This window comes from Streptomyces javensis (assembly GCF_039525925.1).
Classification (GTDB): Bacteria; Actinomycetota; Actinomycetes; order Streptomycetales; family Streptomycetaceae; genus Streptomyces; species Streptomyces asiaticus.
The window spans coordinates 63,376-89,195 of sequence record NZ_BAAAIF010000013.1 but is presented as its reverse complement, the minus strand read 5'-3'; the positions used below and the strand labels follow the sequence as shown (position 1 = coordinate 89,195).

Here is a 25,820-nt window from a genome sequence, read left to right as displayed (position 1 = left end):
GACCCCCGCGACCGGCCCGCCTGGCCCCCCGCAGCGCTCGTACACCCCGTGACCAGCACACATTGACGTCCGCATGCCGCACACTGTGGACCCATGGACCACCACATCCGCCCCGCGACACCCGCCGACGCCGCCGCCGTAAAGGCCGTCATCGACGCGGCATACCGCCCCTACATCACCCGGATCGGACTCCGCCCGGCCCCCATGGACGCCGATCACGCGGCGGACATCGCGGCGGGCCGCGTCTTCGTCACCGGCGACCCGGTCGTGGGCGTGCTGGTCCTGGTGGCCGAGCCCGACCACCTCGTCCTGGAGAACATCGCCGTACACCCCGACGCCCACCGCCAGGGCGTGGGCAGGCACCTGCTCACCTTCGCCGAAACCCGCGCCCGCGCCCTCCACCTTCCGGAGATCCGGCTCTACACCAACGCCCTCATGCGGGAGAACCAGGAGATCTACTCGAGGTACGGATACGAGGTGACGGAACGCCGCCAGGACGGCCCGTACGACCGCGTCCACTACCGGAAGGGCGTGCCCGGCACTACCGGAAGCGCGTGACCGGGCCAACGTCCGACGAGCGGTGAGGCGGCAGCAGCGGGATCGCCGCGGTGGTCGCCAGCAGCACGACGACGGCGATGATCAGGCTGGTGCGCAGGCCGTGCGGGAAGGCCCGGCGGTCTGCCAGCAGGGTGCCGAAGACGGCGACGGCCAGGGCGCCGCCGATCTGGCGGGCGGTGTTGAGGATTCCGCTGGCGACGCCCGCGCGATGGCCGGGCACGTGGTCCAGCAGATGCGCGGCCAGCGGCGGCATGATCAGCGGACCGCCGAGACCGACGGGGATCATCAGCGCGGACACGGCCCAGACCGGCGCCGTCGTGGGCAGGACCGTCAGGACGGCCATTCCGGTGGCCATCAGCAGGAGTCCGCCCGTGATCGACGCCCTGAGGCCGACCCATCGCGCGAGCCGGGTGGAAACCGGTGTGAGCAGCGCGGAGCAGGCCATCATCGGCAGGAACGCCACACCGGTGGCCATCGACGACAGACCGCGCAGCTGCTGGAAGTACAGGCTGAACAGAAACGGCACCCCATAGAAACCGATCATGAACGTGAAGCCCACGGTGGCCGCGATCACCATCGTGCGGTTGCGGAACATCTCCAGCGGCACCATCGGGTGCGCACTCCGGGCCTCGATCACGAGGAAGGCGGCCAGCCCGATCGCCGCGACGGCCAGCGCGACGATGACCCGCCGTGCGGTGAACCCGTCCGCACCGGCCTCGATCACGCCATACGTGAGCCCGCCCATCGCCGCGACCGCTCCCATCTGACCGGCCCAGTCGAAGGGCACCCCGCGGTGCGGCGAGTGCTGGACCCGTGCCCGGAGCACCAGGGCGGCCACGCCCACGGGGACGTTGATGAAGAAGATCAGCCGCCAGCTCAGCCCCGTCAGCAAACCCCCCACGAGCGGACCGGCCATGGCAGCCGCGGCGCCGCCCATCGCCCACACCGCCACCGCCCGGGCCCGGCGCCCCGGATCACCGTACGCCTCCCTGATCAGGGCCAGCGTCGTGGGCATCACCACCGCCGCCCCGGCACCCTGCACAAACCGGGCGGCCACCAGGACGCCGAGGCCCGGCGCCAGGCCGCAAGCGGCGGAGGCGCCGACGAACACCGCCACGCCGAGCCCATAGGCCCGGCGGGCCCCGATCCGGTCCGAGAGGGCGCCGGCCGACAGCAGCAGCGCGGCGAACATCAGGGTGTAGCCGTCCACCACCCACTGGAGACCGCTCATCCCACCCCCGAGTTCGTCACGCATGGTGGGCAGGGCGACATTGACGATCGTGGCGTCCAGCGTGATCACGAAGAAGCCGACCACGCAGGCGGCGAGGGCCGCGACCGGGTGACGGCCGCGGTCCCGGACTGCCGGGACGACCGACCGCTGAGTGGTGGTGGGCACGAAAGGCTCCAGACGGTGGGAGGCGGTGCTGGGTGGAGTGCGACACTCCGATGAAAACCGCTGGTCACACCGGTGAGGAAGGTAAGGCCGTACCAGGTAATGACAGAACCCCCCACACCCTCCGCGGCGGACCTAGCCTGGGGATCGTGGTCAGCAGGAACGAGATCAAGGAGTTCCTGGCCTCCCGCAGGGCCAGGATCACCCCGCAGCAGGCGGGCCTCCCCGCCTACGGCGGCAACCGCCGCGTCCCCGGTCTGCGGCGCGAAGAAGTCGCCATGCTCGCCGGGATGAGCGTCGACTACTACGTGCGCCTGGAGCGCGGCAACCTCAGCGGTGCCTCCGAAGCCGTCCTGGACTCCCTCGCCCGAGCCCTCCAGCTCGACGAGGCCGAACGCGACCACCTGCGGGACTTGGCCCGCGCCGCCAACACCACCCCACACAGGCGCCGTCGCGCCCCTCAGCAGCAGACCCGGGTGCCGCCGAACGTGCAGCGCATCCTGGACTCCATGACCGACGCGCCCGCGTTCGTCCGCAACAGCCGCCTCGACCTCCTCGCTGCCAACCGGCTCGGCTTCGCCCTGTACGCGCCCCTGTTCGCCGACGGGCGGAAGCCACCGGTGAACATGGCCCGGTTCAAGTTCCTCGACCCCCGCGGCCGCGAGTTCTTCGGCCGCCACTGGGAGGAGTCGATGAACAACACCGTCGCCCTGCTCCGCACCGAGGCCGGCCGCGACCCGTACGACAAGGTGCTGACCGACCTCATCGGCGAACTCGTCACCCGCAGCGAGGACTTCCGCACCGCCTGGGCCCGGCACAACGTGCGCCTGCACTACACCGGGCTGAAGCACTTCCACCACCCCGTCGTCGGCGATCTGACGCTCGCCTTCGACGCGATGCAACTGCCCGCCCAGCCCTCGTTGAGCCTGACGGCCATGAGTGCGCGGCCCGGCTCACCCGATGAAGACGCCCTCAAGTTGCTGGCCAGCTGGGCCGCCACGGACGAGGCACCGCCCAGGGGCATCCGCACCTCGTCTTGACCTTACCCTCGGGGGCAAGGTTTAGCGTTCTTCGAGGTGAGAGACGTGCGAATCGGCGAACTGGCTCGGCGGGCGGGTGTGACGACCAAAGCGGTGCGCTACTACGAATCGCTGGGGCTGCTGACGCCCGAGCGGCTGGCCAACGGCTATCGGGACTACGGCGAGCACGATGTGCGGCTCGTACGGGAGATCCGGGCGCTCAGCGGGCTCGGACTGCCCGTGGAGCGCACCCGGCCGTTCCTGGACTGCCTCGCGGTCGGGCATCGGCACGCCGATGACTGCCCGGCCTCACTGGCCGAGTACCGGGGTGCGATCGACGATCTCTCCCAGCGCATCGCAGGGCTCACCGCGCGCCGGGCGGCGCTGATCACGCACCTTCAGCAGGCCGCCCACCGCAACAGCGGTGTCCCGGCCACCGACGAAGGAGAGCGCCCGATGACCGACTACGTGAGCCTGCCGCCCGACCTGCCCGTACCCGAGGACGACGGTGCGGCCGCCCATCTGCCCGGGACGTCCGCGCCGCCCCTGGAACTGCACGGCACCGGCGATGCGACGGTCCGTCTCGACGCCCTCGGACCCGGCCGTACGGTGATCTACGTCTACCCGCTCACCGGCCGCCCGGGCACCGATCTGCCCGAGGGCTGGGACGCGATCCCCGGGGCGCGCGGCTGTACGCCCGAGTCGTGCGGCTTCCGCGACCACTACCAGGAACTGCTCGCGGCCGGTGCGGTCCGGGTGTTCGGGCTGTCCAGCCAGGAAACCGACTATCAGCGCGAGGTCGTGGAGCGGCTCCGGCTGCCGTTCGAGATGCTCTCCGACCCCACGCGGAGCCTGGCGCGGGCGCTCGGGCTGCCCACGTTCGAGGTGAGCGGACTGACGCTCTACAAGCGGCTGACATTGATCGTCCGCGACGGCGCGATCGAGCACGCCTTCTATCCGATCTTCCCGCCGAACGAGCACGCGGACCAGGTGCTGACCTGGCTGCGGGAGAACCCTCTGTAGAGACCCGCCCGTAAGTCAGGATCCCGGGCGTGCCCGCCGAACGCCGCCGGTGTCGGCGGTAACGGGAGCGACGGCGGCGACCTCGCCGACAGCGCCACCCCACCCCCTAAGGCCGCTCCAGGATCCCCCGCTCCATGGCCACCACCACCGCCCTCGTCCGGTCGTTCACATCGAGTTTGGCGAACAGCCGGAGCAGATGCGTCTTCACCGTGGCCTCGGCGATCACGAGCCGTCGTCCGATCTCGGCGTTGGTGAGACCGTCCGCCACGGCGTTGAGGACGTCGGTCTCGCGCTCGGTCAGGGGGTCCTGAGCGGGCCGCCGCATCCGCGCGACCAGCTTCTCCGCGACCCGGGGAGCGAGCACCGTCTCGCCCCGCGCCGCCGCGTGGATGGCGTCGACCAGCTGCTCGCGGGTGGTGTCCTTGAGCAGATAGCCGATGGCACCGGCCTCCACCCCGCGCTCGATCTCCGTGTCGGTGTCGTACGTGGTCAGGATCAGCACCCGGGTACGCGGATACCGGGCGACGATCTCGGTCGTCGTCGCCACCCCGTCAAGTACGGGCATCCGCAGGTCGACCAGGGCCACGTCGGGGTCGTACCGCTCGACGAGTTCGAGCGCCGCGCGTCCGTCGCCCGCCTCGCCGACGATCTCGATGCTGTCCTCGGCGGCCAGCAGGGCGATCACCCCGGCCCGCATCACGGTGTGATCGTCCACCACGACGATCCGCAGACCGCCCTCGCCCATGTCCCGCCTCCGCCTCATGCCTCCACCTCGCCCGCCACGGGGATCATCGCCAGGATCCGCGTCCCGTCGCCCACCGAACTCGTCACCGTGAGCCTCCCGCCCAGCTCCGCCAGTCGCTTGCGCATACCGTCGAGTCCGAAGCCCGTCGACTCCCCGACCAGGAACCCGGTCCCATCGTCGGTGATCTCCAGCTCCACTCCGTGCGGGCGCCGGGCCAGCACCACGCCGACCATGGACGCGCGCGCGTGTTTGCGCACATTGGCCAGGGACTCCTGGGTGCAGCGCAGCAGCGCGATACGGGTCTGCTGGTCACACTCGAGGTCCGCCAGGTCGGCGTCCACCGCGAGCCCGGTGTCCTCCGCGAAGCGGTCCAGCGTACGGCGCAGGGTCTGCGCCACCGAGCCGCCCGCCACCTGACCGGGGCCCGGCTGCCGCGCCGAGCCGACCAACTCCCGGGCCTCGGCGAGGTTCTCCCTGGCGGTGGACTCGATCGAGCGCAGTTGCTGGGCGCTGGTCGCCGGGTCGTGGTGGATGCCCGCCTGGGCCGCCTCCGCGAGCACGATGATCGACGCGAAGCCCTGCGCGAGCGTGTCGTGGATGTCCCGAGCGATGCGTTCCCGTTCGTCCGCCGCGCCCTGCCGCTGGTGGGCCTCGGACAGCTGCGCCTGGGTACGCTCCAACTCCTCGATCAGCCGCGCCCGTTCACTGCTCTGCGCGACGACCGAGTGCGCCCACAGCCCGATCAGCACGCCCACCGCGACCACGATCAGGGTGGACACCATCGTCTCGCCGAAGAACTCCGCGGTCCAGCCCTGCCGGACCAGGCTCCCGGCCAGCGTGGCACCGGTGGCCAGCCCGAGGAACCCCATCGAGACCCGCGGTGTGCGCCCGAACATCCAGTAGTGCGGCAGCGTCACCATGAACAGCGCCGCATAGCTGCTGCCCAGATAGGCCAGCCCGCCGAGCGCGAGCACGAGCGCCGAGAGATAGACCCGCGGCCGTACGACGGGGTTCCCCGGGAAGCGGTCGAGCACCGCGTAGCACAGCACCACGCAGCTGAGCAGCGCGAGCGCCTCGTACTTGCTCCCGCTGGCCGGGACCGTCGTCACCAGGCCGACGGCCATCGCTGCGAACAGGACCCAGCACACGGCGTTCCACCGGCGCAGCGACGTGGCCCAGAAGGCGTCGGCCAGGGGGGTGGCGAGAGCGGTCATACCGATCAACGTACGTCGACCGCCGGCCGTCCGTCGGACGAGTCCGTCGAAGCCACCGCCCTACGCACCGCCCCGCGCGACGGCCACCAGCTCGCCTCACCGAGCAGCAGCATCGCCGACGGAAGGACCATGATCCGGACGATGAAGGCGTCGAGCAGCACGGCCGCCGCGAGGACGAAGCCGATCTGCTTCATCTCGATGATGTGGAGGAAGACGAAGCTCACGAAGACGGTCGTCATCACCACCGCCGCACTCGTCACCACGCTCGCGGACCGCCGGATGCCGTCCAGCACGGCCTGCCTCGTGGACGCGCCCGCGAGTACGGCCTCCCTGATCCGGCTCACCACGAACACCTGGTAGTCCATCGAGAGCCCGAAGAGGATCACGAAGAGGAACAGCGGTACCCGCGAGCCGATCGAACCCGTGGAGTGGAAGTCCAGCGGCCCCTCGGCCCAGGTCCCCTGGAAGACCAGGACGAGCAGACCGAGCGCGGCCGCCGCGGACAGGACGTTCAGCAGGACCCCGATCAGCGCCAGCACCAGCGAGCGGAACGCGTACGCGGTCATCGCGAAGGTCACCAGTAGCAACGCGCCGAGGACCAGCGGGAGTTTGCCGTTCTGGTGCGCGGGATAGTCGGCGTACCGGGCGACGTCGCCGCTCACGCCGAACCGCGCCCCGTCGACGCGGCCGACGGTCGCGGGGAGGTAGTCCTCGCGCAGGTGGTCGAGGGAGTCGTACGCCTGGTCGGAGTTGCCCAGGTACGGCACCTTCAGCTCGAGCACACTGATCCGGTGGTCGGCGGAGGTCCGCACCCGCGAGGCGCCGCCGAACAGCGGGTCCGCGTCGGCGCGTCGGGCCAGCTCCCGCAGCGCGCCGCCGACCTCGCCGGATCGCGACGCGTCGGCACGCACGACGACCTGGTGGGTGACCCGTTGGTCCGGGAACGCCGCGTTGAGCCGGTCGTACACCCGCATGGCGGCGATCTCGCGGGAGTGGGTGTCCCGGCTCATCTCCGTGATCTTCAACTCGGCCAACGGGACGGCGAGCGCGAGCAGGGCGAGAACGGAAACGCACAGCGTCGCCAGGGGGTGCCGGCTCGCGGGCCGCAGCAGGGCGGCCCATACGCGGCCACCGCCGTCGCCCCGCGTCCGGCGCGCGGGCTTTCCGCGCTCGGCGCGCCGCCGCGCCCTGCGCTCCTCCCGTTCTCCCAGTGTGACGAGCATCGCGGGCAGCACCGTCAGCGAGCTGGCCACCGCGACCAGGACGACCACGATCGTGCCGGTGGCCAGCGAGGAGAAGATGACGTCGGAGGCGAGATACAGCGTCGCGGTGGAGGCCACGACCGCGAGCCCGGAGAGCACGACGGCCCGGCCCGAGGTCGCCGAGGCCAGGTCCACCAGCGCCTCGGAGCTCAGCCGGCCGCCCGAGCGGGCGCGTTCCTCGCGCTCCCGCTTGAGGTAGAAGAGCGTGTAGTCGACGCCGACCGCGAGGCCGATCATCAGGATGACGTTCGTCCCGACCCCCGCGTCGGGCGAAACGTGCGAGGCCACCATCGAGAGCCCGATGGCCGCCGCGATCGACGACAGCGCGAGCAGCAGCGGCACCCCCGCCATGGTCACGGATCCGAACACGGCCAACAGGGTGATCAGGGTGATGGGAAGCGTGATCTTCTCGGAGAGCGCCAGGTCGTCGCCGCGCTGCTCGTCGACCCCCTTGCTGATGGAGGGGCTCCCGGTCTCCTCCAGCCGCAGCCCCGGATACGCCTTCGCCACGGCGTCCGTCTGCCCGGCCAGCGCGTCGACCTTGTCCTTCGCGTCGCGCTCCTCGCCCTTCAGCGCCACCTCGACCATGAGGATCCGGCGATCCCCGGACAGCAGCGGGTCGGCGACGCCCGCGACCTCGGGCAGCCGCTCCATCCGGGCGGTCAGCTCCCCGGCGGCGGCCTCGGCCGCGTCCCGGTCGAGGGCGCCCGACCGGGCGGAGATCAGCACCTGCTCGGCGGCCCGGCGCTCCAGACCCCCCTCGGCGGCCATCGCCTCCGCCCGCCCCGCCTCGCCGACCCGGTAGTCGGCCGTCGTCGCGCTGTGGGTCCCGACGGCACTGCCGACCCCCAGGCACAGCGCCACGAACACCAGCCAGCCGACGATGGCCCGCCAGGGGTGCCGAGCGCTCCAGCGCGCCATGCGCACAGTGAGTGATTTCATGCCCGAAAGCCTTGCTGACCAGGGCAGTTGGCCGACAGAGGTACCCGGTTGAACTTCCCGTCCACCGATCGGTGGACGGCACGGCCACTCGGGGGCCGCACGTGGACGCCGCCGATGCTCAAGGCATCGACGGCGTCCGGTCGCGGTGCGGATCAGGAGCAGGGCTCGTAGAACTGCTTCCAACCGTCGCCGGGCATGGCCGGCGGCTCGGCCGTGGACCCGAACTCGCCGTACTTCTCCTTCAGCGCGTAGTCGAAGTCGCCCGGGCCGCTGCCCGCGTACGACAGGCGCACGTCCCGATCCAGCTGGCCGTCACCGGAGTTGTTGAGGATCGCGAGGTCCGGGTACGGGTCGTCGCCGTAGTTGGCGATCCGGAGCTGCTGGACCTCGCCGTGGTCGCCGATGTCGGAGTGCCGGGACTCGGCGGAGCCGAGGTTCGACCGCTTGAGCGGGCCGGGGCGGTACTCCGCGACGCGCGCCGTCGAGGGGTCGTCCCCGTCGGCCGGCTCGACGATGTTGACGATCATGTCCAGGGAACCGTCGTTCTGGAAGTCGGCGACCGCGGCGGTCGCGACCTCCCCCTTCTTCGCGCCGAGGAGTTCGCTGACGGACTGCTTCGCGCCGAACGACCCGTCCGCGTTGCCCCACTGGATCGTCATCCTGGTGCCGGTGTGCCCAGGATTCGCGATCTTGTCCGGGTTGCCGTCGCCGTCGAGGTCGCCGACCAGCGTCGTGGCATCGGCCAGACACGGGCCCGCCGCCTTGGCGACCTTCCCCGACTGTCCCGCGCCGCCCGAGGGCGACGACCCGGCCGCACTGGCGTGGTAACCGGCGACGGTCAGGGTCAGGGCGACAGCCGCGATCGGCGCGGCGATCAGACGTGACCGTTTGCGAAGCATATGCGAACTCCTAACGTTGTGTTACCGCGGTAAAACCGCGACATAGAGCGGCATGGAGCCGACCCCCATGGGCTACTGGTCCGTTCCACCGAAGGGAACGGCATCCGAGGCGGAGGTGTGCCAGTTGGTGACGATGGGCTCGTCGACGGTGATGTTGCCGACCGGCAGGGAGACCGGGTTGGGGTCCTCATCACCGATCCCGACGATGATGCTGTCCAGCTCCTTGCCACCGTTTCCATTGGTGGTCTTCGGGTTCACCCCGGCGTAGGCGGTCGTCCCCTTGCCCAGCGTGATCGCGGGCCCGACGGCCTGCTCGGCGGGACCCGCCTGGGTGCCATCCGACCCGAAGGCCACGGTGGGAAGCGCGGCGGGCAGAGTGCAGGTGATCCCCGGCTTGGCCTTCGCGATCACCAGGATGTACCCACCGGCCTGCGTCTCGGACCTGGTGCTCCAGGAGATGTCATTGGCCCCGCACGCCTGCCCGACCTTGTCCCGCTCACCATTCCCGGTGTCCGCGCCGGACCCGTCCTGGCCCCCCTTGCCCTTCGCGCCGGAGGACCCGCCCGACGAGCCGGAGCCGCCGTCCTTCCCGGTCTCCGCGCCGTTCGTGGCCTTGGCCGTGGCCTCGGCGGAGGCGGACGAGTCGCCGGACCCACTGCTCGTGTCGTCCGAGTTCTGGCAAGCGGTGGCGAACATCGCGGCCGTCACCAGCAGACCTGCACCGGCGATCGTACGGATCCGGGAGCGGTTGATAAGCATGGAATGACCCTCTTCGTCATCAGCGGAGTACTGCGCCCGGCGACGTTTCGCTCGGTGTGTCACCCACCCTGCCGCTGACCGCTACCGCTTCATTAGCGCTCCGCTAACGAACCGCTGACAGCGCTCCGCTAACCAACCGCTGACGCGGATGGATTCGACCTTGACCCGTGAGAGGGCCCAAGGGCGACCGAGGCGGACGGTCCCTGGGAATCCAGGACGGCGGTCTCAAGGTGTGTGCTCACGCGGCGTCCGTATGGTCGGCACGGTCGGTGGTGCCGGCCGTCGGGTCCGCGGGGCCCGATAGAGTCCCGGCCGTCGCGTTACGGCTGTTGTGTACGAGGGCGAGGCGTCTCATGGGGCATGAGCGAAAGATGTGGCTGGGGGATTCGGGCGAGCGGTTCCAGTCCGGGCACCCGGCGGACGAGCGCGAGGGGAGTGAACCGGAGGACGAGGACGGCGCCTTGTACCGCGAGATACGGATGTGGGAGGGCCGCCAGGCGCCCGACGGGACCGACCTCGTACGGACCGTCGCCTACCCGGAGCGGCCGCTGCCCCCGGGCGGGCTGGACGAGTACCAGAAGGCACGTAAGCGGGGCAGCCGCTCCATCGTCCTGTGGGCCGACCCCCACCGGGAACGGAGGCTGGCGACGGTTGTCACCAGGACGGCGTCAAGGGGCCGCCCGGCGACTTACGACGTGGTGGACGAGTCCGGGGTGCCGCTCGGCTCGATCGTCCGCGAACCGGCCGCGCGGGGCGGGCGGGTCAGGACCCGCTGGACCGTACGGCAGACCGGCCGCCCGGCCGCCGTGGGCCACAAGGGGCACCCTTTCTGGTGGGTCGTGTGGTGGCTGATCTGGCCCGTACAGCTGGCCCTGGCATTCCTGAGCGTCATGGGGGGCGGCGGCGCGGCGCGGACACCGCGGCGTACGAAGTGGCGGATCGCCGGCGAGACCGTCCTGGACTGGCACGACGGCGGCTACGAGTTCCAGCTGTCCCTCCTCGCGGACTGGTGGGACGAGCGGCTGATCGCCGCCCTGGTCGCGCTGGAGGAGAGCCACGAGAGCTGGCTGGGCGACCCGTGGGACAACGTCTCGCACTAGCCGGTTCGTTCGGGCCGGCGATCGGACCGGAGCAGGGCGCCGGCGGTGCTTCGGGCTGAGCCCGGCCAGGCAGATGGCCACAGGCTTGTCGTCGAGCCGCAGAAGACGAGACGGGCGACTGGCGCGCCGCTCGCGTCCCGACAGCGGGCACGGTCCCGCTTCGGGGACTCACCCGTGGTCGTCCTCGGCCGGCGCTCGGACCTCCTGGCCTGGAACCGCACCGGGCATGCGCTGTTCGCCGGGCACCTGGCCCCGGACAGCCCGGATCAGGCCGCCACGCGGCCCCACACCGCCCGGATGGTGTTCCCGGCCCACAGCAGACGACGATCAAAGCTCCTGCCAGAAGCCGACGGTGATTCAGTCCCGCGACGTTCATGCCCTGGACATCAGCGACGACCTGCTCGGATGCCGCCCGGTGCGACCGTGAGCCCCGGACCGCCGAGCGCTTGAAAGCGCACGGGCGCGTGACGAGCCAGGTCGGTCCGGCACCGGCTCCAAAAGCTTGAGCGATGGTGAGGAACCGATGAAGCCGAGCGACGTCGACCGTACCGAACAGACCGCCACCGGACATGAAGCCGATACCGAGACCGGAGTCAAGCCGCTGCTCGACGCCCCGCAGACGGCCGCGGCGGCGGCCGCCATGTGGACCTTTGTCGTCGGCCCGATGATCTGCCTGATCATCGCGGTGCCATTGGCATGGGGATGGGGCTTGTCCGCGCTGGACATCGGCATGGCCGTGGTCGCCTACCTCGTGTCCGGCTTCGGCCTCACGGTCGGCTACCACCGTCTCTTCACGCACCGCTCGTTCAAGGCACGACGGGGCCTGCGCATCGCCTTGGCCGTCGCGGGCTCGCTGGGGGTCGAGGGCTCGCCGGTCCAGTGGGTGGCGAACCACCGCCGCCACCACGCCTTCGCCGACCGCGAGGGCGACCCGCACTCGCCCTGGCGCTACGGGACCGACACACGCGCGCTGCTCAAGGGACTCCTCCACGCGCACATCGGGTGGATGCTGAAGCGCGAACTGAGCAACCGGGCCAGGTTCGCGCCCGACATCGTCGGCGATCCCGATCTGCGGCTCATCAGTCGACTCTTCGGGCCGCTGACCGCCGTCTCGCTCCTGGCCCCGGCGCTCGTCGGCGGGCTGGTCACCGGTACCTGGACCGGCGCGCTGACCGGGTTCTTCTGGGCCGGCTTGATACGGATGGCGCTACTGCACCATGTCACCTGGTCGGTGAACTCGATCTGCCACGTCGCAGGCAGGCGCCCCTTCGCCAGCCGGGACAAGGCCACCAACTTCTGGCCGCTCGCAGTGCTGTCCTTCGGCGAAAGCTGGCACAACTCCCATCACGCCGACCCCACAGCGGCGCGCCACGGCGTGCTCCCGGGCCAGCTCGATCCGTCGGCCCGCCTCATCTGGGTGTTCGAGAAGCTCCGCTGGGCCCACGATGTGCGCTGGCCGAGCTCGGACCGCCTCAGCGCTCGACTGCTGCCCGAACCGGGCGCGCCGAGCAAGTCCACGGGCTGACGCCGCCCGGACAGCGCGTCGCCCTGCCGTCGCCCGGCCAACGCGTCGCCGCGGTCCCCGCGTGGGTGCCCCGGCGGAATTCGCACCCGCGGCACCCACTCGAGGAGTCCGTTCGCACGGCTCGCCCGGCTCAACTTGCGGTCCGGGTCGCTGTTCGGCCATACCGGACAGGCCCTGCGGCAGCCAGGCCCGCAGACGGCCTCCCGTGGGGGCCTCCGCCGGGCGGGGGGCCTCCGCCGGGCGGGGCTCCACATCGGGGGAGGTGGCCAGGGTGCGCTCCTGGTCAGCTCGGGTTGCCGAACGTGTCGTCGAAAAGAATCAGCCGCATCAGAGTGGGCAGGGCCCTCTCCGGGCCCACAGTGGCATGCCCCTCACGGCCCTTCAGAGGGCACCCGGCCGATGGCGGGAACGCCGAAGGGGCGGCGTCCGCGACATGGTGTCGGTGGACGCCGCCCCGGGTGGGACGAGGTGCGGGAGGGCCCGCGGGCGCATGCCGGTTACTTCGGGTCGCGCTTGAACGAGGCCGTCGACCAGCGGTAGCCGAGCGCGGTCAGGCCGATGGACCAGGCGAGGGCGAGCCACCCGTTGTGGCCGATCTCGGTGCCGAGCAGCAGACCGCGCAGGGTCTCGATGGCCGGGGTGAACGGCTGGTACTCGGCGATGGGCTGGAACCAGCCCGGGATCGAGTCGATCGGGATGAAGGCGCTGGAGATGAGGGGCAGGAGGATCAGCGGCATCGCGCTGTTGCTGGCGGCTTCGGCGTTCGGGCTGGCCATGCCCATCCCGACCGCGATCCAGGTGAGGGCCAGGGCGAAGAGCACCAGCAGGCCGAACGCCGCGAGCCACTCCAGGGCGGTGGCGTCCGTGGAGCGGAAGCCGATGGCCACGGCGATGGTGCCCACGAGGGCCACGCTGGCGATGGACTGCATCACGCTGCCGATGACGTGCCCGATGAGCACGGATCCGCGGTGGATGGCCATGGTGCGGAAGCGGGCGACGATCCCCTCGGACATGTCGGTGGCGACGGACACCGCGGCCCCGATGACGGTGGAACCGATGGTCATCAGCAGGATGCCGGGGACGACGTAGGCGATGTAGTCGGAGCGGTCGGCGCCGCTGCCGGCGATGCCCGCGCTCATCGTGTCGCCGAAGAGGTAGACGAAGAGCAGGAGCAGCATGACCGGTGTGAGCAGCAGGTTCAGGGTCAGCGACGGGTAGCGGCGGGCGTGCAGGAGGTTGCGGCGCAGCATCGTGGCCGAGTCGCGGACGGCAAGCGAGAGGGCGCTCATCGGACGTTCTCCTTGGGCTGGTCGTTCTGGGCGGGCACGGTGGAGCCGGTCAGGGCGAAGAACACGTCGTCGAGGTCGGGAGTGTGCACGGTCAGCTCGTCGGCCTCGACGCCGACCGAGTCCAGCCAGTCGAGAAGGGAGCGCAGTTCGCGCTGGCTGCCGTCGCTGGGGATCTGAAGCGACAGCGCCTCGTCGTCCCGTGTCACCTCGCGCAGCGCGACGGAGGCGGACTGGTAGGCGGCCGGGTCGGCGAAGCGCAGCCGTACATGCCCGCCGGGGACGAGCCGCTTCAGCTCGTCGGCGCTGCCCTCGGCTGCGATCTTGCCGTCGCTCAGCACCGCGATGCGGTCGGCGAGTTCGTCGGCCTCGTCCAGGTACTGGGTGGTGAGGAAGACGGTGACGCCGTCGGCGACCAACGCGCGGATGATGCCCCACATGGTGTGGCGGCTGCGCGGGTCCAGACCGGTGGTCGGCTCGTCGAGGAAGATGATCCGCGGGCTGCCGACCAGCGTCATGGCGATGTCCAGGCGGCGCTTCATGCCGCCGGAGTAACTGGCGGCGGGCTTTTTCGCGGCTTCGACCAGGTCGAACCGCTCCAGCAGCTCGGTGGCGACCCGCCGCCCCTCGCGCTTGGAGAGATGGTGCAGGTCCGCCATGAGGAGCATGTTCTCCTCGCCGGTGATCAGCCCGTCGACGGCGGAGAACTGCCCGGTGACACCGATCGCGGCCCGCACCGCCTGCGGGTCGGCGGCGAGGTCGTGGCCTGCGACGTGCAGATCGCCGCCGTCGGCGCTGATGAGGGTGGAGAGGATCTTGACGGCGGTGGTCTTGCCGGCGCCGTTCGGGCCGAGCAGGGAGAAGACCGTGCCGGCCGGCACCGCCAGGTCGATGCCGTCGAGGACGACCTTGTCGCCGTAGGACTTGCGCAGCCCGTTCGCCGCGATGGCCAAGCTGGTCATGAGGGGTGCTCCTTCTGGAAGCCGCGGATCGGAGGCTGCGAGGTCAGAGGCTGCGGGCGGCGATGTCGCCCTGGGAGGTGGTCGCGTGGATCTCGAGTTCGGCGGTGCCCGCGTTCTTTAGGCCGTTGCTGACGCGGCCGTAGGAGGTACCGGCGTCCAGGGAGGCCGAGACGCCGGCGGCGGCAGTGACCGAGATGTCGCCCTGCTGGGTGCTCAGCACGACCTTGCCGCGCACGGCCTCGGCGATCCGGATGTCGCCCCTCGCGGTGCTGATCTCCGCGAGTCCGTGGAGCCGGCCGACCTCGACGTCGCCGTCGACCGCGGTGAGGCGGACACTCGCGGCCTCATCGATCTTGATCTGGCGGTACGCGCCGTCGAAGGCGATGTCGCCGAGGCGGCCGACGGCCCGGAACTCGGTGCTCGCCGCCTTCGCCTCGATGCGGGAACCGGCGGGCAGTTGGACGGTCACCTCGACGGATCCGGAGGGGCCGAGGTGCTGGTTCTTCACCGGGACCCCGATCCGCAGGGCTCCGTCGGCGTACCCGACGGTGGTCTGCTCCGCGGCCTTCACATCGCGGCCCTTCGAGGCGTTGGTGGGCCGGACCTCGACGGCGGTGTCGGTGCGGTCGGCGGCGATGATCTGGACGCGTCCCGCGGGGATGTCCAGGACGGCGGTGATCGGGGCGGGGGTCTCGAACTTCGGCATCGTGCTCTCCTTGCGACTCGTTGTTTCCGACATTGGAAAAGCTACGTTGCGTTCATGAAGTTGGCAACGAGTGCGTTGCATAAAAACTGCGTAGTAGCAGGTAGAGAGCTCGTAATCGTTGCGATGGCTCTGAATGTAATGCAACTTGAGCCTGCCCGTGCGTTGCAATGGAATGCGCGTGAACGCTATGCTGGGGCATCGGACGACACGAAGGAGGACGCGATGCCGGGCGGCAGGCTCACCCAGAAGGACCGTCAGCAGATCGCGCTGGGACTGGCCGACAACCTCCCCTACGCCGAGATCGCCCGCCGCCTGGAGCGTCCGACCTCGACGGTCACGCGTGAGGTGATGCGCAACGGCGGCCCCACCGGCTACCGCGCGGACCTGGCCCACCGCGCCACCGAACGCCGCGCCCACCGGCGCAAGCCCGCCTCGTCCCGGGGAGCGGAGCCGGCCGCCCTGCCGCATGGTCGCGACCCCGAGGCCGTGGCCGAGTACGAAGAGCGGTTCACCACCGTCTTGATGCAATCGGGCCTGTCCAACAAGATGATGGCGCGGGTGATGGTCTGCCTCCTCACCGCCGACTCCGGCAGCATGACCGCCGCTGAACTGGTCCAGCGCCTTCAGGTCAGCCCGGCGTCCATCTCCAAATCGGTCGCCTTCCTGGAGAGCCAGTCCCTCGTCCGCAGGGAGCGCGACGAACGCCGCCGGGAGCGCTACGTCATCGACGACGACCTCTGGTACCAGTCGATGGCCGCCAGCGTCCGCGCCCTCAACCAGCAGGTCGAGATCTCACGCCAGGGCGTCGGCATCCTCGGCCCCGGCACCCCGGCCGCCGTCCGCCTGGAGAACGTCGCCCGCTTCCTCGACTTCGTCGCCGAAAGCCTCGCCCGCGCCACGGAACAGGCCCGCGACATCCTCCACATGAACGCCGAACCGCCGGTCCCGGACAGCCCTGCCGCACCAAGCCCGGACCGCGGATAGCGGGGCTGGGGCAGAGGTCAAGGACGTAGTCCGGATCGAACAGGCCCACAGCGGCACGGTCGAGCGCATGGGGCGCTGGGTGGTGCCGCGGAGACTGGAGCTGGCGGTGACGCACTGCGAGGTGACGCTCGTGAGCGTGCCGAGTCGCTGCCATGCCGGGGACGGGGGCCACGTGAGTTGGCGGACCTGCCGCGCTCCGGGCGGCAGGCCGTCACCGTGCTGACAGCCTTTCCACCCTCAAGCTCCCATCAGATGATGGGCCTTATGGTGCTCTTCTCCTCTTCTGTCCGGCTGTGGTTGCTTCCCAACGCCGTCCTGCTCGTCGTGCTGTCGACTTGGGGCATGTTCCGCTACCCAGACCTACCGGGGCGGATACCAAAGCACATCGGGGTCGATGGAGTGGACGCCTGGACGGACAGGTCGATCGGCAGCGCGAACGTGCCCGCGTGGTCTTTCGCGGCGATGACCCTGCCGCTCCTCGCCGGCACTGCGGTGACGGTGGTAGCGGCCGTGAGCGACCGGAAGCGGTGAGCCCGGTCCGTTGGGGAGCGTCGGTCGTCTGAGGCAGTGCGGCTCGCACCGTGGTCGGTGTCCCACAGAACCATGACACCCCATGTGGTGGTGGTCCCCAGTACCAACTTCAATGCGGCCACCAGCCTGCCGCTGGCCACCGCGCTGGCGGCGCGTTCACCGGGAACATTCACGACACAGGTGGAGGCTCGGCGTCGGCGACCGTCCCGGGCGGCACCGGTTGGCCCGGGCAGTGCCCCGGAGACGATCGTCACGATGGTGGCAGCGTTGATGAGGGGGGAAACGAACAGCGGATTGTGAGTAGGCGTTCTCGGCCTCAGCGGGTGTTCAGTCGGCTTCTCGACGCGCTGTGAAGTCCGTGCGCCACCGGTCGATCAGCGGGGGCAGCTCACGCAGCATGAACGTGTAGAAGTCCCCCATCTCTGCCAGCCGCCGCCCAGCCGGCGTGGAAGAGTCGCCGGCTGCCGTAAGGCCCTGCTCGGCGACTTCGCCCATGGTGGCCAGCATCTGGTTCTGCTGCGACATCAGCCGAGTCCAGGCGCCGTCCGGGAAGCGGTAATGGTCCCGGCGGCTGCCCGGAGCCGGGACCCGCTCCAACAGGCCGCTCTGGGTGAGCTGCTTCACCGCGCCGGATACCGCGCCGGAGCTGACCCGTAGCTTCTCGCACAGGTCGGTGGCGGTCATCGTCTCCTGCTGACTGAACAGCAGGGAGGTCATCACCCGTGCGGTGGTCTTCTGCATCCCGCCTTGCGCGAGGATCAGCGCCAACTTCTCCGCGATGTCCCGCAGCTGCTCGTCGTCGCCCATGCTCACACCCTAACCGACACCTCCTCGTGCTCAGAGTGTTCACAGTTCTCTGAAATCTCCATATAGTCGCGGCCATGAGCGCGGTCCGACGGTCGCGCCCCGAAGCGCGCCGAAAGCGCTGAGCGGAAAGGACCCGCACGTGACCGGCAAGAATGCCGCAGCCGCCGTCCACGGGATGTCCGGCGAGACCTGGAAGAGGCACGCCAACCCGTGGAGCGTGTGGACTCGTTTCGCCGCCATCCCGGCCTTCGAGCTGGCTGTGTGGAGTCGGCAATGGCTCGGCTGGTGGTGTCTGGCCGCCGTCGTCGCGGTGGTTGCCTGGCTCTGGCTCAACGTGCGGCTGTTCGAGCCGGTGGAGCCCACCGGCTGGGCGGCCAGGGGGATCTACGGTGAGCGGCTGCACGTCGACGGCAAGGTTCCCGCCGAGCACAAGACGACCCTCAACTGGCTGATCGCATCTGGCCTCGTCGGCTTCGTGTTGATCGCCTGGGGGCTGGTGGCCTTGAGCATGTGGCCGCTCACCTTGGGCACCGTCATGGTCGTGTTCGCCCAGCTGTGGCGGATCGATCGCTACGGCCTGCTGTTCCAGCAGCACCTGCGTGAGCAGTCCCCGGATGACGCGATCTGAAGCAACTCCGCGCCCTCAAGGCCGACGGGCCGTTCGCACGTACGGCTGACGAGGGCCACCGGCTGTCCCCACGTGTCATTGGCGGGCTCCTGTCGGCAAGGCGGTGATCACGCGCTCTGCGCTTCCCCGGTGGGTACCTGGATGAGGTCCTCCGCGGCCACGGCTTCGATGAGATTGATCTCAGCGTCGGGGGCTCAGCTCGGCACAGCTCTTATGGTCGGGATCGTTCCGGTTCAGCAGGGCGACGATAGGGCCTGTGGCAACGATCAGCGTCGGCCTCGCCGAACTCCTCGCGAGCGATGTCCTTGGCACGGACTCCGAGGTGGTCCGACCGCCCGTCGAAGCTTCCCAGGACGCGGAAACGGCTCGGTGGGGGCGTCTTCACCAGGCGCAGGGCGTGCCGACGCAGCTCCTCGACCTGCTCGGGCTCAAGTCGCTCGATGATGCCGTACAGATCGCTGTAGCCACGGGCAGCGGTCATCGCGGCTCTCCCTCTCGGCCGTCTCTACCGCCACGATAGCCCTCGACCACGGAGTGCGCCGAAGGCTTCACACAGGGCACAACGGGCACGGGAGGCGTGGAGGGGAGCGGTAACAAACAAGCCATGGGCCGCTGGCCTGGGGCTTCTGCCTGGAGCGGGTGACGGGAATCGAACCCGCGCTCTGAGCTTGGGAATCACCGGGACTGGCGGACGCGCAACCGGCTCTTACCTGCTGGAACGGGTGCTGTGCCGAGTCACGTCCGGGCTGGCCTCACACCGTGATTGACCGTGGTTCGCCGCTCCAGCGGGCACACATCGGGCACGGCCGACATGGGGCGCCCGGCGTGTTACGTCGAGGAGATCGAATCAGTGGCATACATCAATTTGGTACATGTGTTACTCTAGGTACATGTCCATGAAGCGCACCAATGTCTATGCCGACCCGGAAGACCTCGCCATCATCAAGGAGGCCGCCAAGCGTCGGGGCATCAGTGAGGCCGAGATCATCCGGCAGGGCATCCATCTTGCTGCCATGGCCAATCGCGTGTGGGACGAGCCGTTGTTCTCCCGCACTTTCCCCGGGCCTGGGCGCACTCTTACCAAGGATGAGGTGCGTAATGTCGTTGCTGATGCTGCCCAGCGCGAAACCGGTTCAGGAACTGCTGCGTGATCGTCGTCATCGCTGACACCTCCGGCCTGCTGGCAGCGCTCGATTCCACTCACCCGGAGCACGAAGCGGCTCAAGAGACGATCATGGCTGCCGGTCTGCTCGTCATGTCGCCTTTGCTGCTCGCTGAACTTGACCACGTAGCCACCCGCGAACTGGGCCACGAGGCCGCGGTGAGCGCGATCGACGACATCCGGGGCTGGATGCGCCGCGGCCGGGTATCCGTACCGGAGATTACCGAGGGGCACCTCGGCATCGCCCAGACCGTCCGGTCCCGCTACCTGGCGCTCGACCTGGATCTCACCGACGTGGTGAACGTCGCCCTGGCTGCCGACTACGACACCGACGCGATCCTCACCCTGGACCGCCGAGACTTCCGCGCCGTACGCCCCCTCGGCCATCACAAGGCGTTCCGTGTCCTGCCTGACGATCTACCCCTCTGAAGCCCCACACGCGCTGCGGAGGGCCTCGAAGGGCAGTCCGCCTTCTTCCGTGCGGAGTTGTCGACCCGTGCCGGGTCGGTGCGTCCACTCGGTTGGAGAGGCGAGGGCTTCTGGCGCGAGACGCTTAGCGCAGTCCAGACAACAGCAGGCAACGAACAAGGCCCAGGTCGCTGACCTGGGCCTTCGCTATGGAGCGGGTGACGGGAATCGAACCCGCGCTCTGAGCTTGGGAATCACGGGGCCTGGCAGACGGAAAACCGACTGTGACCTGGGGAAACGGGGGCTTGGCAAGGGCCTGGCAGGTGTCCTTGAAGTCTGTGATTGACCGTGGTTTACCGACCGATCTGGCACGGATCTGGCACGCTCTTCTCCGCTGACAACTGAAAAAATCGTGTGCATCTTCATCGGCGATGTCAGTGTTGTGGCCGACGAGCGGGGGCTACATGCACGGCACCCCCGGCGCCAGCAGCAGTACAGGCCCTAGTTCCTCGCTGAGCCTCCTCGATCGAACTACCATCCCGGCCTGCGAGGATCGAATTGGAGACCCGCTATTCAGCGAGAAATATCTGCCTGGAAGTTGCAGATGTGATGATGCGGGTCAAGTCCTTCATGAACTGCTCGCACTTTACCGTGTGCGCCTTGAACATTCCCGAAGATATCCGATCTTTGCGACTTCCGTGCGCGATATCATTGCGAGCATTCTTGACGAACTCGATAGAGCTGTACTGGGCTCGAGAGACTTCATCCATAGGAATAGCTAGCATGTAAAGGCATCGACGCAGCACATCGCGCCCAAGATTCATTTCCATTGATATGGCCGTCTCGGCGGAGATCTCCAAATGGCCGGCCGTCAACTCGTTGAGACGCTGAAGGAAAGACACATGGTTGCGAGCACGCCGGGTCAGTTTCCCCTCTTCCTCTTCCTCATCCTCATTTTCACCCTTGTTCTTCCTAAGGGCATCAAACTCGGGTCCAAGCGCAGCCGCGAGGAGTTGAGGTTTCAGTTGGACCGCATTCACCTTACGTGAATTAACTACTGAGACGTACAGAGAGAAGGCGTTACGGGTGAAACCTTCAAGATGCGCATACTGCATGACGAGAATTGCCCGCATCGACGAGGCAGACCATTCTGATTCTATGTCACTCCCAAGCAGTCTATTACGCAGATGCCTCAGCTCGTCGAGCCGCCAAGCAAGATCTTCCTCGAGTTGGGCTCTAAGCTCCGCAACATTCAACTCAGTGCTCCAGCGAAGCGATCGGCGAAGTAACGGACCCTAGCTCGGTAAGGAATCCGGTCGTTCTTCCCCCCGCCAGTGGCTCGCAAAAATACAGGGTCAGCCTTTCCCGTGCGGACAACCTCTGCAAGCTCAATCATCTGTTCGGGGTTTTCGGGATCCACTCTATCAATCACGCTTTGCAGCCCAATGGCGATACCCTCGAAGTGGAAAACAGAAAACTGCCCCCGCACTTGGTGCTTACGCGGATCATAGCTTCCGAATATCTTGGATCCGTAGTCGAGAATATCCGACACCCGCTTGATTACCAAAAATGTCTTCTCGAAAACTTCTCGCTCTCGGGTGAAATGAAATTCGGTTGGATCTCTCTCGTCAGACACGGCTTCCATGTACTCTGTCAGGAAGTCCGCAACCTCATGCTTGTACTCGTCCCCCTTGTTTTTCAGGGCGAAGAAGCGAAGTACGAGCTCTTGGTCGAACTTGCGAAGAATTGCATTATCATTTACGGATTCGATGCAGTCCTTGAAGTTCTCGTTCTCGCTAAGTTCGACAATGAACTGATTGAAGTCGTTCGAAAGTAGCCGGATGGTGGCATTTCGTACCTCTTGTTCAGTCAGTCGCTCGCCTCCCGTGTTCAGGCGCTTGAACATGTAATAGCGCAGCCGAGGGTCGCTCTCTTTGCGGAGAATTTCAGCCCGGACATAGCTTCGCTTAAGCTTGATTTCTAGCGCACGTGGAAGATCCCGGTAAGTGTGACCGTTCAATTCTTCGACAATGTCGCAGTCTGACAAGACCAGTGGGGGGAGCACCTTGCCGTCGATCTTCAGCTGTCCGCGGAAGTGCAGGTAGGACGAGAATCTTTGGAGGCCGTCGATTAGCTCGTAGATCCGATCGTCGCGCTCGATGAGAAAAATCGGCGGGATCGGCAGCTCAAGAAGCAGCGACTCGATGAACCGTGCCTGAGCGCCTTCAGACCACCGGAACATGCGTTGAAAATCTGGGTCAATGATGAGCTCATTGTCCGTATACATGTCTGCGAGCTCATTAAAGGAGAAGTCCAAGCTTTGGGTGCGGATGGCTGAGATTTTCTCATCCACCGCCTCGATCATCTCGCCGGGCGAAGACGAGTCTTTGTCAGTCATGCTTCCGCCTCGTGAAGGTGATGACGCTTTCCGACACATCGCCCTTCTTGTACGCTCGCGCCGATGTGTTGAGGGTAGTGAGCAATCTTTTAACAGGGAACATTTCATGCTCCTGCAATTCCCAGCCGTACCTTTTTGCCTCTTCGATGCAGATTTCAGCAAGCGGCACCAGGACGTCCTTGTAGTAGGAGTCCTGGACAACGAGATGCATTTCTGCACCAGGTTTGGAGACTCGCGCAGATTCGCGCAGACCAGAATTCAGATCGTTCAGATACTGTTTAGCTTGCTTCATGTAGTAGCTCGACGATGCCTTGCTTTCATGTTGACTGATGTCACTCAGCAGGGCCTCAGCCATGGGTCCCAGGAGGCTCGGTGTCATCGACGCCTGCCGAGTCAAGGTGGTGCCCATCAGTGCTTTTCTCAACGTCTTCTCGGAGAAGACATCAATACCCAGCACTGCCAATTCTCGCGCATAAGCTACGGCATAGTCGATTCGGGTCAGATAGGGAGGTGAAGTGACTATGATGTCAATCGAATTGGTGGCCAGAGGAAGCGCCGCAGAGTCAGCTGTAAGGAGAGAAACCGAAGCGGACGTCCTGGGAACAGAGCTCAATCGACTAGCGAGGAAAACCTGCTCGGAAAAAAATGCCTCGTCAATTTCCGAATGGGTGAAGCAAAGTCGCTCTTCATTCTCGCTAGCTCGCTTTACCCACGTCGGGTTGCTGCCTTCGAAGTATTTCGTTAGTGAGCGGACAGCCCGGAATGCAGCTACGAGGCCCATTGTGCGGTTCGAGGGGCTAGCGTGCTCTAGGTGAGAAGTCCACGCCCGAATGCGCGCTGTGGTGATATCGTCGAACCAGTAGTTCAATGGATCGTTCTGAGTACGAGCTGAGGCACGGATACGCAGAGATGAAAATCTAATAGGTTCAACATTCATTGGAACCTTGCATCGAAGCTGTGCGACGACGCTTGCAACGGGATTGCGGTCCAGGCCGACAACGCTGTGCCCTAGGGTGTTCGCCGCGAGTGTTGTCGTTCCGCTGCCGTTCCACGGATCCAACACCGTCAGGACGCCTTTAAGTTGCGTATTGCTGATGCAGCTTGTAGCCCAATCGAACGAGAACCCAGCGTAATATGGGAAAGCGTCGGCTAGCCCTGCCGTCTCGACCGCCGGCCGTTTAGGGGAAAGGACGCGTCGGGCCCCGTTGCCATTTCCTCCGTCGTGCACAGGAAGGGGTAGGGCTTCCTGAAGGGCGCTGAGGATAGGGCTCCGGCCGGGGACGTCCACTGTCCTTCTCTCTGTCACTTGGGTTGGTGCGCTCGCGTTCGTGGTCACACGGCTGTTTGTGGTCGCCTAGCTGGTCTCCATGCGCCGTAACTGCCACGAGCAGACCATGCTATGGGGCCTGCGGAGCCCAGTCGACCAGCGAGTGCGGTCCGGCAAGCCGCGGCGTAGGTTGGCAGAGCGGCCTTGGGCGGGAGCTGCCATGGGGCGAGAGATCGGGGACCGTAAGCTTCCCGCGACTCGGGCAGCCTTTGAACCTGCGACACCCGCTTTAGGAGCGCCTAGGCCGAACTGGGGACTCACCTGCGTGTTCGCCACTTGGGTGGGGAGCGGTTCGACTTCCCGTAGTGGTCCGCTGTTCCCCGTGGTTCTCCGCTGGATCTGGCATGCTTGCTCCTGCCCCCCGCCTCCGCCTTCACCGCCCCCCTAACCACACTCCACCCCGGCTCCCATCCCGTCTGCCGTCGACCCACACACCGTGGAGCGGGCGTGGTTCCTGGCGTCCAGGTGGAGCGCGCCACTGTACGAACGACCTGGACGCCAGGGGCCGCGTCTGCTCGGCTCTGCCTGGGTCGACGGCAGACGGGAGGGGAGCTCCCCGCGCACGCCACCGATGACTGGCACTCGCGTATGGCGCCCCGTCCATCCCGGAGCCTGAGCGCCCCCGCCGGAGGCATCAATCTCTAAGGGCAAGCGGCTGATTGCTGTGTGCGCGGCACGGGCGGCGGTCGGGCTGGAGCGGGGCGGAGACAGGAGCGCAGGCCCGGCCGGGGGCCGGGCCGCGCGCGGGGAGCGGAGCGAGCCGCCTTGAACCTGTAGAGAAGGTTGTAACTCAGTGGCTGTTGGGCTGGTGTCGGGCGATCTTGTGTGTGGTGGGGCATGTGAACTGTTCGGCGCATGCCGGGAGGCGTCGGGATTCGCGGTGGGCGAGGGGTAGGAAGGTGACCGGTCGGAGGATCCATTCGATGTGGGTGTCTTGTTGGGTGAGGGCGAACGTGGCTGCTTCTCCCTTGGTGAGGGCGTCTTCGGCTTCCTTGTAGCCGTACGTGATCCAGTCCCATGCCTCGTGGGCTGCTTCCCGGTCGAGCGCTGAGGCGATGGTTCGCACGGTGATGCGGATCCATCGGGTGGCCTCGCTCGGGCTGTCGGTTTCGATGGAGGCGAGCAGGACCGAGCGGGGTCCTGTGGCTGGTGAACGGCTCCAGCACTCGCACCAGTAGCCGGGGCGCAGCAGGGGCCTCAGCATGTGGTGACTCCTGCCTGCTCGGGTGCTACGAGCTGGGCGGTGACGGTGCGGCCGTACTGGCCGCCGGTGATGTCCAGGCGGCGGGCGAGTGCCATGACGATGGTTAATCCGCGGCCGTGGGTGTCGTCTGCGTCGGCCTCCGTAGGGCTGACTTCTTCGGGGTGGCCTCCCTCGTCGGTCACGGAGATCGCGACGGTGCGGGGTGAGAGCGACAGCGTGAGCTGGAAGGTGCCGTAAGAGCTGCCGCTTGCGGTGTGGGTGAGGGCGTTGCTGCCGAGTTCGCTCACGATCAGTTCGGCGTCGTCGGCGCAGGGGTGGTTGCTGAGGATGTCGCGGGTCCAGCGGCGGGCGCGGGTGACTTCTTCTCGGGATCCTGGGCACATCAGGCCCCAAACTCGCGGAGCACTCATATACTCGTCCATACAAGTTCCTTCGTGCTGGTAGGGCTATGGGTCGTGGGTGCGTGCTAGATGAGTCGTACGCCGTCGTGGGCACGGACGGCCGGCGGGGATGTGTTGTCGAGCGCGTCCAGGACGCGGATCGCGTACGCCTCGTCGGCGAGCTCGGTGATCTCGTCGCGGGTGGCCCAGCGCAAGGCGCGGGTTTCCGCTCCGGTGGTCGGGGTGCCGTCGATGGCCTCGCAGCGGAAGACCATGGAGACGATCAGGCCGGTCATATTCTTGTAGACGCCGGTGAGGGTCGCGGGAAGCGCGATCTTGATGCCGGTCTCTTCGAGGACTTCCCGTTGCAGGGCATCGGGGATGGTTTCCTCGCGTTCGAGCACGCCGCCGGGCGGTTCCCACTTACCGTTATCGCGTCGCTTGATCAGCAGCGCACGGCCCGCGTCGTCGACGATGACTCCGGCGACGCTCACGGAGTGTGGGCGCTCAGTGCTCACGTTCCTCGGCCCTCTCGGCTGGCTAGGCTCTCCACCGTAGCAATCCCGGTCAGCCGCTCGTCTAGATACCTAAAGGAGTA

General features: G+C 67.6%; 28 protein-coding genes. 11 read left to right on the top strand and 17 right to left on the bottom strand.

Going from position 1 to position 25,820, the window contains the following annotated elements:
- Positions 1-93: 93 nt before the first annotated feature.
- On the top strand, positions 94-558 hold the full coding sequence (locus ABD329_RS14745; RefSeq protein ID WP_198278824.1) for a GNAT family N-acetyltransferase: 465 nt from the start codon (positions 94-96) through the stop codon (positions 556-558).
- Here the strand turns inward: ABD329_RS14745 and ABD329_RS14740 are convergent.
- A complete protein-coding gene (locus tag ABD329_RS14740) occupies positions 542-1,954 on the bottom strand; it encodes an MFS transporter (RefSeq protein ID WP_198278825.1) in 1,413 nt (470 codons plus the stop codon). The genes ABD329_RS14745 and ABD329_RS14740 overlap by 17 nt on opposite strands.
- 146 nt (positions 1,955-2,100) lie before the next feature.
- Here ABD329_RS14740 and ABD329_RS14735 point away from each other — a divergent pair, with 146 nt between their 5' ends.
- On the top strand, positions 2,101-2,991 hold the full coding sequence (locus ABD329_RS14735; RefSeq protein ID WP_198278826.1) for an MmyB family transcriptional regulator: 891 nt from the start codon (positions 2,101-2,103) through the stop codon (positions 2,989-2,991).
- A gap of 45 nt (positions 2,992-3,036) precedes the next feature.
- Entirely contained in the window at positions 3,037-3,993 is a 957-nt protein-coding gene (locus ABD329_RS14730) for a MerR family transcriptional regulator (protein WP_198278833.1), read from the top strand.
- Between the two features lie 106 nt (positions 3,994-4,099).
- Here ABD329_RS14730 and ABD329_RS14725 read toward each other — a convergent pair whose 3' ends face one another.
- The 5 genes from ABD329_RS14725 to ABD329_RS14705 form a co-directional block, all read right to left on the bottom strand.
- Complete coding sequence (locus tag ABD329_RS14725; protein WP_198278834.1) at positions 4,100-4,738, bottom strand: response regulator; 639 nt, start codon at positions 4,736-4,738, stop codon at positions 4,100-4,102.
- A gap of 14 nt (positions 4,739-4,752) precedes the next feature.
- Positions 4,753-5,952, bottom strand: a complete 1,200-nt coding sequence (locus ABD329_RS14720) for a sensor histidine kinase (RefSeq protein ID WP_198278827.1) — start codon at positions 5,950-5,952, stop codon at positions 4,753-4,755.
- Between the two features lie 5 nt (positions 5,953-5,957).
- Positions 5,958-8,156, bottom strand: coding sequence for an MMPL family transporter (locus ABD329_RS14715; protein ID WP_198278828.1), 2,199 nt, complete (start codon positions 8,154-8,156; stop codon positions 5,958-5,960).
- Positions 8,157-8,308: 152 nt separating this feature from the next.
- Positions 8,309-9,055: an FG-GAP repeat domain-containing protein gene (locus ABD329_RS14710; RefSeq protein WP_198278829.1), complete on the bottom strand. Its 747-nt coding sequence runs from the start codon at positions 9,053-9,055 to the stop codon at positions 8,309-8,311.
- A gap of 72 nt (positions 9,056-9,127) precedes the next feature.
- Complete coding sequence (locus ABD329_RS14705) at positions 9,128-9,814, bottom strand: DUF4232 domain-containing protein (protein WP_198278830.1); 687 nt, start codon at positions 9,812-9,814, stop codon at positions 9,128-9,130.
- A gap of 353 nt (positions 9,815-10,167) precedes the next feature.
- Between ABD329_RS14705 and ABD329_RS14700 the strand changes: the two genes are divergently transcribed.
- The 3 genes from ABD329_RS14700 to ABD329_RS14690 all read left to right on the top strand — a co-directional run bounded on the left by ABD329_RS14700 (position 10,168) and on the right by ABD329_RS14690 (position 12,439).
- Entirely contained in the window at positions 10,168-10,914 is a 747-nt protein-coding gene (locus tag ABD329_RS14700; RefSeq protein WP_198278831.1) for a hypothetical protein, read from the top strand.
- A gap of 45 nt (positions 10,915-10,959) precedes the next feature.
- Complete coding sequence (locus tag ABD329_RS48215) at positions 10,960-11,364, top strand: MmyB family transcriptional regulator (RefSeq protein WP_425574332.1); 405 nt, start codon at positions 10,960-10,962, stop codon at positions 11,362-11,364.
- 73 nt (positions 11,365-11,437) lie between these two features.
- The gene (locus ABD329_RS14690) at positions 11,438-12,439 is read left to right on the top strand and encodes an acyl-CoA desaturase (protein WP_198278832.1); all 1,002 of its coding nucleotides are present in this window, start codon (positions 11,438-11,440) and stop codon (positions 12,437-12,439) included.
- Positions 12,440-12,936: 497 nt separating this feature from the next.
- Here ABD329_RS14690 and ABD329_RS14685 read toward each other — a convergent pair whose 3' ends face one another.
- From ABD329_RS14685 to ABD329_RS14675, 3 genes are read right to left on the bottom strand one after another with little or no spacing between them, the layout of a single operon-like run.
- Complete coding sequence (locus tag ABD329_RS14685) at positions 12,937-13,728, bottom strand: ABC transporter permease (RefSeq protein ID WP_198279156.1); 792 nt, start codon at positions 13,726-13,728, stop codon at positions 12,937-12,939.
- Entirely contained in the window at positions 13,725-14,687 is a 963-nt protein-coding gene (locus ABD329_RS14680) for an ATP-binding cassette domain-containing protein (RefSeq protein ID WP_198279157.1), read from the bottom strand. Before ABD329_RS14680 ends, ABD329_RS14685 begins: the two co-directional genes overlap by 4 nt.
- Before the next feature lie 43 nt (positions 14,688-14,730).
- Entirely contained in the window at positions 14,731-15,393 is a 663-nt protein-coding gene (locus ABD329_RS14675) for a DUF4097 family beta strand repeat-containing protein (RefSeq protein WP_198279158.1), read from the bottom strand.
- A gap of 222 nt (positions 15,394-15,615) precedes the next feature.
- Here ABD329_RS14675 and ABD329_RS14670 point away from each other — a divergent pair, with 222 nt between their 5' ends.
- Positions 15,616-16,377: a helix-turn-helix domain-containing protein gene (locus ABD329_RS14670; protein WP_198279159.1), complete on the top strand. Its 762-nt coding sequence runs from the start codon at positions 15,616-15,618 to the stop codon at positions 16,375-16,377.
- A 264-nt stretch (positions 16,378-16,641) separates the two neighbouring features.
- Positions 16,642-16,908 carry a hypothetical protein gene (locus ABD329_RS14665; RefSeq protein WP_246618730.1) on the top strand — a complete coding sequence of 89 codons (267 nt, stop codon included), beginning with the start codon at positions 16,642-16,644 and terminating at the stop codon, positions 16,906-16,908.
- Positions 16,909-17,235: 327 nt separating this feature from the next.
- On the opposite strand, the gene ABD329_RS14660 is transcribed toward ABD329_RS14665, so the two are convergent.
- Positions 17,236-17,715, bottom strand: a complete 480-nt coding sequence (locus tag ABD329_RS14660) for a GbsR/MarR family transcriptional regulator (protein ID WP_214665234.1) — start codon at positions 17,713-17,715, stop codon at positions 17,236-17,238.
- Between the two features lie 139 nt (positions 17,716-17,854).
- Here ABD329_RS14660 and ABD329_RS14655 point away from each other — a divergent pair, with 139 nt between their 5' ends.
- A complete protein-coding gene (locus tag ABD329_RS14655) occupies positions 17,855-18,343 on the top strand; it encodes a DUF6653 family protein (protein ID WP_198279161.1) in 489 nt (162 codons plus the stop codon).
- Between the two features lie 211 nt (positions 18,344-18,554).
- Here ABD329_RS14655 and ABD329_RS14650 read toward each other — a convergent pair whose 3' ends face one another.
- Complete coding sequence (locus ABD329_RS14650; protein ID WP_198279162.1) at positions 18,555-18,824, bottom strand: hypothetical protein; 270 nt, start codon at positions 18,822-18,824, stop codon at positions 18,555-18,557.
- Positions 18,825-19,233: 409 nt separating this feature from the next.
- Here ABD329_RS14650 and ABD329_RS14645 point away from each other — a divergent pair, with 409 nt between their 5' ends.
- Complete coding sequence (locus tag ABD329_RS14645; protein ID WP_198279163.1) at positions 19,234-19,494, top strand: ribbon-helix-helix domain-containing protein; 261 nt, start codon at positions 19,234-19,236, stop codon at positions 19,492-19,494.
- On the top strand, positions 19,491-19,934 hold the full coding sequence (locus ABD329_RS14640) for a PIN domain-containing protein (RefSeq protein ID WP_198279164.1): 444 nt from the start codon (positions 19,491-19,493) through the stop codon (positions 19,932-19,934). The genes ABD329_RS14645 and ABD329_RS14640 overlap by 4 nt, the downstream gene beginning before the upstream one ends.
- A gap of 548 nt (positions 19,935-20,482) precedes the next feature.
- On the opposite strand, the gene ABD329_RS14635 is transcribed toward ABD329_RS14640, so the two are convergent.
- The 6 genes from ABD329_RS14635 to ABD329_RS14610 form a co-directional block, all read right to left on the bottom strand.
- Entirely contained in the window at positions 20,483-21,169 is a 687-nt protein-coding gene (locus tag ABD329_RS14635; RefSeq protein WP_198279165.1) for an MAE_28990/MAE_18760 family HEPN-like nuclease, read from the bottom strand.
- Positions 21,166-22,311 (bottom strand): DUF262 domain-containing protein, encoded by a 1,146-nt coding sequence (locus ABD329_RS14630; protein ID WP_198279166.1) that lies wholly within the window; start codon positions 22,309-22,311, stop codon positions 21,166-21,168. Before ABD329_RS14630 ends, ABD329_RS14635 begins: the two co-directional genes overlap by 4 nt.
- Entirely contained in the window at positions 22,304-23,647 is a 1,344-nt protein-coding gene (locus tag ABD329_RS14625; protein WP_344316445.1) for a class I SAM-dependent methyltransferase, read from the bottom strand. Before ABD329_RS14625 ends, ABD329_RS14630 begins: the two co-directional genes overlap by 8 nt.
- Before the next feature lie 781 nt (positions 23,648-24,428).
- Positions 24,429-24,842, bottom strand: coding sequence for a hypothetical protein (locus tag ABD329_RS14620; RefSeq protein ID WP_344316444.1), 414 nt, complete (start codon positions 24,840-24,842; stop codon positions 24,429-24,431).
- A complete protein-coding gene (locus tag ABD329_RS14615) occupies positions 24,836-25,264 on the bottom strand; it encodes an ATP-binding protein (protein ID WP_344316443.1) in 429 nt (142 codons plus the stop codon). The genes ABD329_RS14620 and ABD329_RS14615 overlap by 7 nt, the downstream gene beginning before the upstream one ends.
- A 44-nt stretch (positions 25,265-25,308) precedes the next feature.
- Positions 25,309-25,716 (bottom strand): NUDIX hydrolase, encoded by a 408-nt coding sequence (locus ABD329_RS14610; protein WP_344316441.1) that lies wholly within the window; start codon positions 25,714-25,716, stop codon positions 25,309-25,311.
- Between the last annotated feature and the right edge of the window lie 104 nt (positions 25,717-25,820).